Genomic DNA, 12,754 nt, shown 5'->3' on the forward strand with positions numbered 1-12,754 from the left:
GGATGATCGTTGAAATGGCTTTATTAAATCGTAAACTCATACAGCTTCTGAGGGATAACCATTTGAATAAGGAGCTTTTTCACGGCGAATTTGGACTGGAAAAAGAAAATGTCAGAGTGGATCCAGAGGGAAGGCTTGCGCTGACACCACATCCTAAAGCTTTTGGCAACAAAATGGAGAACCCGTATATTCAAACCGACTTCTCAGAGAGTCAAATTGAAATGGTCACCCCCTCTTTTGATTCTATTGATGAGACTTATAACTTTCTGGAGGCGCTGCAGGATATTGTGTCGCTTGAGCTCAAGGAAGAATATCTGTGGCCAAGTAGTAATCCTCCAAGGCTACCGAATGATCAGGACATCCCCATTGCCAAGATGGGTAATCCGATTGAGGATGAATACAGACATCAGCTAGCAGACAAATACGGTCGCAAAAGACAATTGCTGAGCGGAATCCATTACAATTTCTCTTTTGATGAACAATTTCTGAGACAGCTTCATGACATAGCAGATCCACAGGTGAGCTTTAAAGAATTCAAAGACGCTACCTACTTAAAAATAGCCCGTAACCTATTGCGGTACCGTTGGCTTCTTATCTATTTAACAGGCGCCAGCCCTGTTTTTGATAAGACTTATATGGAACAATGTGTTGCACGCGGGGAATCAGATGACGACAAAAGCTTTTATTATCAGAATATGAATTCACTGCGGAATAGCGAATGTGGGTATCGAAATGAAAAACCTCTTTATGTATCTTTTGCTTCGTTAAGGGATTATGTTCATGATTTACAAGCTTTGATCGAATCGGAAGAATTATTAAGTGTAAAAGAGTTTTATAGTCCGGTTAGAGTGAAGACAGCAAGAGGCAAACACCCTTTAGAGGAACTGATGCAAGATGGGATAGCTTATTTGGAGCTTCGGTTTATTGATCTGAATCCACTCTACAAAATAGGAATCGGCAAAGAAACGATGATTTTCATTCATCTTTTTATCTTGTATATGCTGCTGAAGGAGGACGAACCGTTCGGAGTAGAGGATCAGAAGATGGCGAATCTTAATCATGATCAACTAATCATGGAAGGAATAAAGGGATGTTTGCATGATTACGGGGATTCATGTACAACGATGGAGCAGCAGGCAGTAACTTGTATTCATGAGATGCAGAATATGATCCAACTGTTGAACCCGGAGAATGAAGTGTTTTTGAACGTATTGCATGGAGCTAAGAATAAAATTGTAGAGCCAGACCGGAGTTTTGCAGCTATTGTGAAGTCGGAAGTTCAACAATCCTCTTTTGTACAATACCATCTGAATAAAGCTAAACAATATGCTAAGGAAAGTCTTGCGAATGGATACCGTTTTGTGGGATATGAGGATCTGGAGCTATCTACACAGCTTCTTTTGAAGGCAGCGGTTAAACGTGGCATTAAGTTTCAATTGATCGATCGGGAAGAGAACTTTGTAGTTCTTACGCAAGGTGATCATAAAGAATATATTAAGCAAGCTACGAAGACCTCCCTTGATTCTTATAGTACGGTATTAATCATGGAGAATAAGATCGTTACGAAAGAAGTTCTTAAACAGCAAGGCATTCGTGTTCCCGCAGGAGAAGCTTTTCGAAATCTGGAAGAGGCAATGAATGCGCATGGCACTTACCGTAACAAGGCTATTGTGATTAAGCCCAAATCAACCAATTTTGGACTCGGCATTACTATTTTTACAGACGACTTCTCTAAAGAAGATTATCAAAAAGCCTTCGAAATCGCCTTCGAGTTTGATCGAACAGTGCTACTAGAGGAATTCATGACGGGTAAAGAATATCGTTTTCTTGTCATGGGTGATGAAGTAGTCGGAGTATTGCACCGGGTTCCTGCAAATGTGATTGGAGATGGTGTACATACGATTGAACAACTAGTGCACGAGAAAAATAAGGATCCGTTAAGAGGCCGTGGGTACAAGACACCACTTGAGAAAATTCAGATCGGTGAAGCAGAAGCGATGTTCTTGAACAACCACGCTCAGGCTTGGAGTGATATTCCTCCATTAAACGAAGTCATCTATCTTCGGGAGAACTCTAATATTAGCACGGGTGGTGACAGCCTGGATTTTACGGATGAGATCCCAGATAGTTATAAGGCTCTGGCGATTCAAGCGGCTAAAGCTGCGGGCGCTACTTTTTGTGGAGTGGATATGATGATTGATGACATCAAGGAAGAAGCCAATGATACGAACTATAGCGTTATTGAGATTAACTTTAATCCAGCGATTCATATTCATTGTTATCCTTATAAAGGGAAGAACCGAAAGGCGGATGAACGGATTCTGAATCTATTATTTGGGGAATAAACAGAAGCTCAACCAGTACCTTTGGTTGAGCTTCTGTTTTTAAAGGGGCAATTCGCTCCCTCACCCACTACATGTTCATGTTAGGAGTTACCCGCAGCTGCAACGCCACTAAAGTTTCTGGCTTGGACATTATTAAAGGGATCTGTTGCAGCTGCATTTGTGAAGATCTCTGCTGTGTACTGAATTTGACCTGTTGCGACAGCCGCTGGTGGTGGAATATCTACTGCTGTAAAACCGAAGGCTTCATTTTCTCTGCTGATCGCAACCCCAAATGTCGTGGTGAAAATGATTATATTCACCTCATAGAAATAGAATATGATAGAAGGAGAGTTAACTCTTGGATTTGCTATATAATTCATCAGCTACCTACTTGCATGGCTTGATGATCAAGTGTTAAATGGAAGAAGGCTTAGAAGTTTAAGGAAAGGCGGGAGCTATTATCAAACATAGGAATAAGTCTAAAAGGATATTATTGATTTCATTGATGCTGTTGGCAGTAGTTATCATTGGTGCGGTGGTGCTTGGGGAACGCGGAGGAATAATGAGTAAATCCGAGAGCTCTTTCAAAAGTCCTGCTGAACCGTCGCCCCTTATCATTACACATGAGAATAGTACAGATGCTATAGAGAATTATGTCATTCTAAAGACGAGCTGGAATGGAGCGGACTATGATCGGGCTTCCTTTTACTATACGGCTTGGCATAGTGAACCTACGCTTCTAACGGGGCTGCATCGTTTGAAACCAGGGGAGAAACTGCAGGTCGACTTTGGAGATTACGCACCGAGTGAAGTCACAGTAAAGATGGCCTATCTAACTGAGAGCTTTGATGAATCGCAGCTTCCAATTGTAGAAGTTCCTGTAACACTCGTCGAAGGGAAATATGAATTTGTGAACCCTCCAGCATCCACCAGTGATATTCCCACTTCGGGTCGCGTCTTTAGTGTTATAGCTAGATGGGGTGAGAACATCTGCGAATATGTCTTCGCATCAGATGGCAAGTTTGATAACTATGAATATGATTTGTGAGGTTAGTCGAAGATAAGAGATGTTCTAAAGCCGGTCCGGTTTTAGAATATCTCTTTTTTGTCTCGATTTTAGACAAATCTAACGATATGTCTATTTTTTAGACAATGTACCGTTATTGTCTAGTTGGGGAGGACTGTTAACCTGATTAACCATTTAGGGCTAAGTTTAATTAGATCGAGAGACGGATGAGAGAATACCCGTTTTTAATATTATGAAAACAACTTTAAGACGAGGGAGGAGTGAGCGTCATAGGTACAGAAACGGAAGAACTGAATTATGATGACATTCAAGGAATCGTCTTACAAGAACGGCCTACCCCCTACGTAGGAACCTATGTATTGCTGTCTATCGATCATCAACAGGACGGGAAAGTGATGCTGAAGCGGCTTCTCGACGAAGTGACGTCGGCCGGACAGTGGAATAATCCTCACGAAGGTGCTTGGGTCAACGTTGGTTTTACCTATCAAGGACTCCAGAAGCTGGGGATTCCCAAGGAGTCACTCAACAGCTTCGACCTGGAGTTCCGGGAGGGCATGGCTGCCCGGGCAGCTAAGCTAGGGGATGTAAACGAAAGCAGCCCGGAGCACTGGGAAGACCCGCTGGGTACTGACAAAGTCGATGTGGCACTTGCTCTGTTCGCGCCCACCAAAGAAGCGCTGCTACAAGCAGAAGAAGCAGCCCGTCGAATCCACTGCGAACTGAATGGTGTATCCGTCGTTTACCAGCTGGATGTCGGAATGAATCCTGACGGACGTACTCATCTGGGCTTCATGGATGGAATCAGCAATCCGAGAATCGAAGGAAACCATATACCCAATGCGGTGGGACAGGAAGCGGAGATTAAAGCCGGTGAATTCCTGTTCGGGCATTTAAATGAATCCGGCACTATAACACAGGGACCACAGCCGGCAGAACTTGGCCACAATGGCAGTTACCTCAGTTTCCGCAAATTGCATATGAGGGTCGCGACTTTCCGTCGTTATTTGCGGGAGCATGCGGATAACCGGGAAGAGGAAGAACTTTTGGCCGCTAAAATGGTAGGAAGATGGCCGAGCGGAGCCCCTTTAAGTCTGGCTCCTGAAGCAGATGACCCGGCACTGGGCGAAGACGTCAGCCGACGGAACGCATTTACGTACGGGGATGATCATAAAGGGTTGAAATGTCCGGTAAGCTCGCATATCCGTCGTGCATTTCCCCGAGACAGCTTGCAGGATTCGGTTGTTAATGTGAACATTCACCGGTTGCTCCGGCGGTCAACGATGTATGGCCCTATACTGCCAAAAGGTGTAATGGAGGATGATGGTCAGGATAGAGGCCTTATTTTTGCAGGTATATGCAGCTCATTGTCCCGCCAATTCGAGTTTATCAAGAGCGATTGGTTAAATGGAGGCAATTTCGCGGGCATGTCAACCGAGAAAGACCCTATTACCGGTAAGAATGAGGGGGAAGGGATGTTTACCATTCCGGACAAACCTATTCGCCACCGGATGAAAGAAATTCCAAGTTTTTCAATCACCAAAGGCGGGGAGTATTTCTTTGTTCCCAGCATGACTGCATTGCGGTGGATGGCAGAGTTGGATCAACATACATCTAAGGAGGAATAAACATGTTAGAAAGACAAGATCAGACTAATCCAATTACAAGCGCTGGACGTGCCGGCCTGCGGGAAGGTGAAATATCTGAGCTTACCATCATTGCGCCGCTTAAAGAAGGTGGGGCGGATCGTCTCCGTGAGAAGCTGAAAAAAAGTGCATCGAGACAAGCCGAAACGATGGCGAAGATCGCGACCGTTCACGACATGCGCTTCGTAATCTTTGATAACGACACGCGGCTGTTGTTCGCGACGGCTTATGATGGAGATTGGGATAGTTATATCGATGATTTTGGAACTGAAATTCCAGAGTTGTTGAATAACATGTTTAATGAAGTGAAGGATTTTCCGGGAATTGAATCTTCGGAAGCGAAAGACTTCATCGCCAACCATCAGATCACTGCATCCGGCTGGTACAGTGCTTATCCCGATGCCACGGTCAGAGATATTTGGCGCGGACAGCGAATTACGAAGGCCTGGAATGACCTGCTCGACGCATCACAAAGCTAAAAAACTAGAAAAGGGGGCCTTGTCCCCTTTTCCTTCCTGATAAATTACAAAGAGGTGAACGAAAATGAACAATAATAAATCAGTGTCGTCTGAACTCGCAGAAGAAGCGGTAAACTCCATTGAGGAGGTAGCAGGCAAATATCCGGGTTATCGACGCGCGCACGCCAAAGGTGTTGTCTACCAGGCGGTGTTCACCCCTAACGGCCAAGCGGGTCCTTTAACAACAGCGCCACATTTGCAAAATCATGAGGTGCAAGCTCTTGTACGCTTCTCCAATAGCTCGACTAATCCGTCCATCCCTGATGTTTTTTCGCCTGCAAAAGGAATGGCGGTTCAGTTTGTATTGCCTGATGGGGGCGTGACAAGTTTGGTGACAATTACATTGCCGATCTTTTTTGCCAAAACACCGCAATCCTTTATTAATATCTTACGTACAATTAAAGAAAATTCGTTTGAGGGAGCGACCATTGCAGACAAATTCAAAGCCGTTATGGAGAAGTATTCGGAAAGCCGGGCTGGGCTTCAAGCCGTGAAAATGCTGCAACCGCCACTCAGTTTTGCAACCAACCTTTATCATTCCATTCATGCCTATTACTTCACCAATGCTGCTGGCGAGCGGCGGGCTATTAAATATGAGTGGGAACCGGAAGCGGGTCTGCACTTTCTGGCCCAGGAAGAGGTGGAGAATCGATCTCCCGATTATTTGGAGGATGAACTAATCGAGAGACTGTCCAAAGGTCCGGTGGCGTTTCAATTGACAGTAATCCTCGGGCAGGAGGGAGATCCTACGGATGACCCGACGTCTGCTTGGCCTGAAGACCGGGAACGGATTGTTGTCGGCCATTTGTCGATCACCGGCGTGGCAGACGAGAAGGCTCAAGAGTACGTCTTTGATCCGACAGTTGTACCTGCCGGCATTGAATGCTCTGAAGATCCTATTCTGAACTTTCGTCATGATGCCTATGCGGAGTCACATTCCCGTCGAAGTATTAATCAGTAAGCATTTATTTTATATTCTATGAATATGATCGGGCTGTCCTAGAATGTCTGCCGACATCCTTAGGGCAGTCTTTTTAGGTATGTCTTGTGACACTCTTGTAACAGAGATTGGCTACGATAGGTTACGAGGTGAGAGAATGAAGAAGTTTAAAGGATTTATCGTATTGATTTTGTTGGCAGTCGTAGGATGCAGTGCAGCAACACCACAAGCAAATCTTGAACCGGAGAAGGAGGTGAAGAAAGAGGTCAATGAGAAGATCGCTTTCTGGGATCAACAGCGTAAAGGAACAAATTTCATGAATTCCAAATCTATACCCGAAAATTATGATGCAGCGAAAGAAAATAATATAGAGTTCATTCGACTTGCGCCAGATAAATGGGCAAAAGATAGTGATTTCCTGTTTAACGATCAACCGGATGCCAATCCAGATAAAGACTTTTTAATAGGGAATGCAGATAAATATGAGGGGCTTGTTGAGGATGATTTTACAGCGTTAAAAGCAGACTTGGATGCAGCCGAGGCGCGGGGTTCAAAAGTAGTGCTGACAGTCCTTAGTCTGCCCGGAGATCGGTGGCGACAGTTTAATGATTATACAAATGATGATCGAATCTGGAAGGATTTCAGTTATCATGAACAAGCGGCAACGTTTTGGAAGGATCTTGCGGAAAGATTAAAGGATCATCCTGCGGTGGTCGGCTATAATCTGATTAATGAGCCACATCCTGAACAAGCTACTGGATTTAATGATTTCTGGACAGAGGATTACAACGAATGGTATAGCTCAGTGGAGAATACTCCGGCGGATTTGAATCTTTTATATGAGACTATTGTGACAGCGATTCGAACCGTAGATACGGAAACCCCTATTATCGTCAATTCTGGTCTGTATGCTACACCATGGGCCTTTAAATATTTGAAACCCATCGATGATGCGAATGTATTATATGCTTTTCATATGTACGAACCCTACGAACTCACCAGCCAAAATAAGAAAAAAGGCTTAACCCATGAATATCCTGGAACAGTTAAAGTAGGTGAGGAGAAGACGGAAAAAGCATTCAATAAGAAAGCCTTAAAGGATTTTCTAGAACCTATCGCACAGTGGGCAGAAAAAAATAACATCCCTGCTAATCGTATTGTCGCTGAAGAATTTGGCACGAACCGGCTTGTAAAAGGTGCAGATCAATACTTGGCTGATTTAATCTCGATTTTTGCTGATTACGGCTGGCACTGGGCGTTTTATGCGTTCCGGGAGGATACTTGGGATGGCATGGATTATGAACTTGGCACTGAGCCACTAACCTGGGAGTATTGGGAAGCGATAGAGAAGGGTGAACAGCCTGATCGAAAGACGGTCGATAACCCGATATGGAACGTACTGACGAAGGGATTAGGTGTAGAGAAGTTGCAATAACGTAGCATGAAAATATATGAAAAGGTGAAACCTGTAAAGGATTTCGCCTTTTTCTTCTGATAATTATAGGAAGGAGAATCTACTTTGAATATTTTAATTGCGGATGATGAGAAACATATGACCACTATATTGAAGACTTATTTTCAAAAAGAAGGCTATAACGTTTGGACAGCAGCGGACGGTGAAGAAGCGCTTGAGCTCTTTTTTTCGAATAGGATCGATCTTGTGGTGCTGGATTGGATGATGCCTAAGCGAAGCGGGCTTGAGGTTTGTAATGAAATCAAGAAGGTTAGTTTGGCTAAAGTTGTAATGCTGACCGCAAGGTCTTCCCATGATGATGAATTCAGTGCCTTGGATATAGGGGCAGATGAATATATAAGAAAACCATTCGACCCAAGGATTTTGATGCTTAGAATTAAAAAAATGCTAGGCACTGAAAAAGTGGCTGCGATTAGGGATTTAGAAATCGATTTTGAGCGGAAGAAAGTGTACAAGAATGGGGCCGAACTGGCGTTATATAAAAAAGAATTTGAATTGCTAACCTTCCTGTATGAGCATAAAGGACGTATTTTATCCAGAGATGCCTTATTGTCTGCGGTTTGGGGAATGGATTATCTGGGCGAAGAAAGAACGGTAGATACGCATATTAAGAGGCTGCGCGATAAGATTGGGGCCGACCACGTGATCACGCATAGGGGAATGGGGTACAGCTTCCATGATAAAAATTCATAAAATAAGTACGAAGTTATTGATCATGGTGAGCATTATTTTGCTGATTGTTTTTGGTACGTCTTATTTCCTGCACAACTATTTCTCAGCAGATTATTACCTATACAAAATGAAAACCAAGATCAACACCATTTATGACGAAGTAAAGGATCTCCGTTTGGATCAACTCATGGAAAATGAAAGCAGGATCGAGAACAATAATAACGTAACGATTGTTAGGGTTGAAAACAGTGGAAGTACAGCAGAAATTAACGAAAATATTCAATTTGCGTTGTTTAAAGATAAGGTGGCACTTAATAAATTTTGGATCACAGATGAGGTATTACAAAAAGTAAAACAAGGCAACACGGTTAATCTTTTATTTAATCAGGGCAAATTGAAATCGAGTCTGTTAACGAAAATATACGAGCAGGATAGCAGTCTAATCCTCATAGGAACTGTGGTTGTGCACAATACAGATGCCTTGACCCTCGTAAATCAATTCAGCTTTTACTCCATTCTACTGGGGATTATTATCAGTTTGCTGTTAGTGGCTTATTTTTCAAAAAAGATCATTACACCGTTAGAACAATTACAGGATGTCGCGAAGGATATATCCAATCTCGATTTTAAACAAGTGACGATTCAAACGGGGGATGAAATCGAAGAGCTCTCGAAAAGCATCAATCAGATGAGTCAGCGTCTAAAGAGCACCCATGCCAAATTAGAGGAGAAAAATCAAAGTTTAAATACCCTTATCTCAAGCATTTCGCATGAAGTGAAAACACCATTATCCTTAATCCAAGCCTATACGATTGGCATTCAGGACGGTCTGGATGATGGCACGTATACGGATATCATTTTGGAGCAAGTGAAGTATACGTCGGATATGGTGGATTATTTAATTAAATTGTCCAAGATCCAGAAGTCAGAAGTGCATAAAGAGCCTTTTGATCTTAAAGAGCTTCTGCTAAAAGTGATCTCACAATATAATATTACGTTAAAAAATAAAAACATAACCTTAATGAGCGACTTTCATTCGCTTGAATCCTCAATCGTTGAAGAAGATATCAGCCAAATCGAGATAGTATTCAACAACTTAATTAGTAATGCCATTAAATATGGTGAAGAGGATTTTTTTGAAATAAAACTAGGGAGTGACACTACTCGTACATTAAAATTTACGATCTCCAATAAAACCACTCGCCTGAAAACGGAGCATTTAGCGTATATCTGGGATCCATTCTATGTAATTGAAGAGTCTCGAAATAAAGAAATCTCCGGTACTGGACTTGGTCTGTCCATCGTCGCGGAGATTCTTGGCAAAAATGATCTGAAATACGAGTCCAAATTAGAGGACTCATATATTAGTTTTAGTATTTGGTTTGAAGTAACGGAGGGAATTTTGGAACTGTAGGAGCGTTAGCGTTCGCCTGAAAGCTTTCCGAAGGAAAGCTCGCATCGGAAGCATAAGCTGTCTCCGGAGGTTATCCGCTGATAGCGGTAAAATCAAAAACATCTGGAGACAACAGCGACCGAAAGTCCAACATTCCCGCAGTTACGCACAACACCTATTAAAGATCTTTTCACCGCATCCATCGCAATATCATTAATTTAACTTCAATAGCGCCGCATTATCAATAAAAGTAGCCGTATTAAAAAGCAGCAAGACATCCTTGATATCATTTTGAGCCATATAATCACTGATGTTTCCATTATAATAACGGATATCGATCACATGGATTTCAGGCACATGCTGAGTCAGGAAAGGAATAACGCTATGTGCATAAGAGTCCTTGATGACGAGCAGCTTTTTCTGTTTGACCGTTGTTGGATCAAGCTGGCTGGTGATTTTCATGAGCGCATGTACGCCCCCTAGGAAATAAGAGTACTTATCCTTTTTCACCAGATAACTTAGGTCATACATACTTTTTAAAGTCTCACCGGTATCTTGAATGTACATTTGGGTGGATACCTCATGATTAGGTTTGTACATTTGAATGGAATCAGGTGTGACCCCGATAAATTGCCCCCGGGTATGATAGCTTCCGAGAAATGAATTACTCACAGTCTGAATCTGGTATTCGCTCTGGGACAGAGGCTGCCAGCCCATGCTTTGAGCATAGGCTACATAAGCTAAGTAGGCACCGTAGGTTGTCCAGTGATGGTCGGTCCGATAGTAAATGGGCTCTGCGGCATGTGGGCTAAGAACATCAAATCCATTTATAAAAGTAAGGCTATCTCCTACATCCTTAGCTATTGTTTGATTCACCTCAGCTTGCGAGTAGACAGGAGCTAACCAGGGTAGACGTTCCTTGGACAAGCCAACCGATGTAGGTGCCAATAAGAAAGTGGTGTTTGCATCGGGATTGTTATCGGCAAAGCGTTTCACAGCTGCTGCATATTGCTGAACTTTAGTGTAATCAGGTGCTGCGAATTTTTCGAAAAGATAGCCGTCTTTTCCTTTATAGATTCCGTTATTCTCTTGCTGTAGCCTCATCTGTTCCACCGCCGATTTCACCCACACCCATTTGGCCCGAAATGGAAAATGATCAGTTACAAAGCTTTCGGCCTCTTCCGCATAGGTGTGGGATAATAAATTGTCCCATGTCAGATGGGGGGCCTTTTGCAAATACCGGTTCTCAAGCTCAGAGAAACGCTGAACAGGCAGTAAGAAAAAGAGGATAGCGACCAGAAATAACGTTGCAACAAATCCCCCAACCAGGATTCGATCCGTCTTCTGCTTCATAAACAATCACCCCCTAATGGTTAGAACCGGAAATATAAAAATGGATTAAAGGTTGCATCTACTAAGTAGGCAACAGATAGGAACAATAACACGCCATACCAAACAAGAGCAGGAACCGATCTAGAATCCATCCGCTTGGAGAGCTTCACAGGTGTAGAGGCAAAGGTTAACACCACGAGTAGAATCGCGTTCGTGTAAGTGAAGTATAAAGTGGTGTTATTCCATAACGGCTGTCCATTAAAGCCAAGCATCGCTTGTAAGTAGCCAATGACCAGAGGAAGTTCTTCAAAAGCGAATAAGACCCATCCGATGAGTATAAGTACTACAGCATATAAATGTCTTGTCCAACGGGGGAGGCGGCTTAATAGCGTTAATCCCCACCATTTTTCAAAGATAAGAATGACCCCGAAGTATAATCCCCAGAGCAGAAAATTCCAGCTGGCCCCGTGCCAGATTCCCGTGAGCAGCCACACGATGAGAATGTTGCGCACTTGAACGCTTAACCCCCGGCGGTTGCCTCCAAGCGGGATGTAGACATAGTCACGAAACCAACTGCTAAGGGAAATATGCCATCTCCGCCAAAAGTCAGTAATACTCTGAGAGATATAAGGTTTGTTGAAGTTCTCGTTAAAGCGGAAGCCGAACATGAGACCGAGACCAATAGCCATATCCGAATACCCGCTGAAGTCAAAATAGATCTGAAAAGCAAACGCAATAATCCCAAGCCAAGCGGTAAAAGCAGGCAGGGAATCTAGATTGGAGCTGGATATGGTGTGCCAGAGCATACCGATGTTGTTGGCGAGCAGTACTTTTTTGGCTAATCCGATTATGAATCTCCGTACACCTTCTGCGAACATGGAGATATCGACCGTACGTTCACGTAGTTGCCCGGCAATGGTGTTATATTGAACAATCGGACCTGCTACTAACTGTGGAAACAGGGCTACAAATGTACCGAAATCAATCCAATTGCGTTGTGCTTTCGTAGTTCCTCTATAGACGTCAATAATGTAGGACATGGATTGAAAAGTATAAAATGAAATCCCAATAGGTAAAGGTAAATCCGTTAAAGGAATATGTGTACCGAGGAGTCCATTTATATTTTGGATGAGAAAATCTGCGTATTTAAAATACGACAATAAGCCTAGATTAATAATGACGGAACTAACCACAATCCACTTGCGCTGCACCGCAGTCAGCTTTGGTCTGCTGAGCAGTAGACCAAAGCTGTAATCTGTAATGGTGGACAGCAACATGATTACAATGTAGACAGGTTCGCCCCAAGCATAAAAAACCAGGCTGCTTAAAAACAATATGAGGTTTTTGATTCGCCAGGGCGAAACATAATAGAGCGCTAGGACAGCCGGCAGGAATAGGAATAGGAAAAGTAGGCTGCTGAATACCATGGTT

Annotated in this window: 11 protein-coding genes; 8 read left to right on the plus strand and 3 right to left on the minus strand. The window is 43.2% G+C overall.

The window, feature by feature from the left end:
- The first annotated feature begins 14 nt into the window (after nt 1–14).
- Nucleotides 15–2,345, plus strand: coding sequence for a bifunctional glutamate--cysteine ligase GshA/glutathione synthetase GshB (gene gshAB, locus MHB56_RS18350; RefSeq protein ID WP_076130092.1), 2,331 nt, complete (start codon nt 15–17; stop codon nt 2,343–2,345).
- Between the two features lie 80 nt (nt 2,346–2,425).
- On the opposite strand, the gene MHB56_RS18355 is transcribed toward gshAB, so the two are convergent.
- Nucleotides 2,426–2,704 carry a hypothetical protein gene (locus MHB56_RS18355; RefSeq protein WP_341143845.1) on the minus strand — a complete coding sequence of 93 codons (279 nt, stop codon included), beginning with the start codon at nt 2,702–2,704 and terminating at the stop codon, nt 2,426–2,428.
- Between the two features lie 113 nt (nt 2,705–2,817).
- On the opposite strand from MHB56_RS18355, the gene MHB56_RS18360 reads away from it, so the two are divergent.
- The 7 genes from MHB56_RS18360 (at nt 2,818) to MHB56_RS18390 (ending at nt 10,012) form a co-directional block, all read left to right on the plus strand.
- The gene (locus MHB56_RS18360) at nt 2,818–3,372 is read left to right on the plus strand and encodes a hypothetical protein (protein WP_076179117.1); all 555 of its coding nucleotides are present in this window, start codon (nt 2,818–2,820) and stop codon (nt 3,370–3,372) included.
- Between the two features lie 239 nt (nt 3,373–3,611).
- The gene (locus tag MHB56_RS18365) at nt 3,612–4,976 is read left to right on the plus strand and encodes a Dyp-type peroxidase (protein ID WP_081383601.1); all 1,365 of its coding nucleotides are present in this window, start codon (nt 3,612–3,614) and stop codon (nt 4,974–4,976) included.
- A 2-nt stretch (nt 4,977–4,978) separates the two neighbouring features.
- Nucleotides 4,979–5,473: a hypothetical protein gene (locus MHB56_RS18370; RefSeq protein ID WP_076179118.1), complete on the plus strand. Its 495-nt coding sequence runs from the start codon at nt 4,979–4,981 to the stop codon at nt 5,471–5,473.
- Nucleotides 5,474–5,537: 64 nt separating this feature from the next.
- Complete coding sequence (locus MHB56_RS18375) at nt 5,538–6,473, plus strand: catalase family peroxidase (RefSeq protein WP_076282591.1); 936 nt, start codon at nt 5,538–5,540, stop codon at nt 6,471–6,473.
- Nucleotides 6,474–6,609: 136 nt separating this feature from the next.
- A complete protein-coding gene (locus MHB56_RS18380) occupies nt 6,610–7,887 on the plus strand; it encodes a glycoside hydrolase family 5 protein (protein WP_341143846.1) in 1,278 nt (425 codons plus the stop codon).
- An 84-nt stretch (nt 7,888–7,971) separates the two neighbouring features.
- Nucleotides 7,972–8,619, plus strand: coding sequence for a response regulator transcription factor (locus MHB56_RS18385; RefSeq protein WP_340033979.1), 648 nt, complete (start codon nt 7,972–7,974; stop codon nt 8,617–8,619).
- Nucleotides 8,603–10,012 (plus strand): HAMP domain-containing sensor histidine kinase, encoded by a 1,410-nt coding sequence (locus MHB56_RS18390; RefSeq protein ID WP_081387735.1) that lies wholly within the window; start codon nt 8,603–8,605, stop codon nt 10,010–10,012. Before MHB56_RS18385 ends, MHB56_RS18390 begins: the two co-directional genes overlap by 17 nt.
- A gap of 192 nt (nt 10,013–10,204) precedes the next feature.
- Here MHB56_RS18390 and MHB56_RS18395 read toward each other — a convergent pair whose 3' ends face one another.
- Entirely contained in the window at nt 10,205–11,344 is a 1,140-nt protein-coding gene (locus MHB56_RS18395; RefSeq protein WP_341143847.1) for a DHHW family protein, read from the minus strand.
- Between the two features lie 20 nt (nt 11,345–11,364).
- Nucleotides 11,365–12,750, minus strand: a complete 1,386-nt coding sequence (locus MHB56_RS18400; protein WP_341143848.1) for an MBOAT family O-acyltransferase — start codon at nt 12,748–12,750, stop codon at nt 11,365–11,367.
- Nucleotides 12,751–12,754 lie beyond the last annotated feature (4 nt).

This window comes from Paenibacillus sp. FSL H8-0315, assembly GCF_038005365.1.
Classification (GTDB): Bacteria; Bacillota; Bacilli; order Paenibacillales; family Paenibacillaceae; genus Paenibacillus_AQ; species Paenibacillus_AQ odorifer.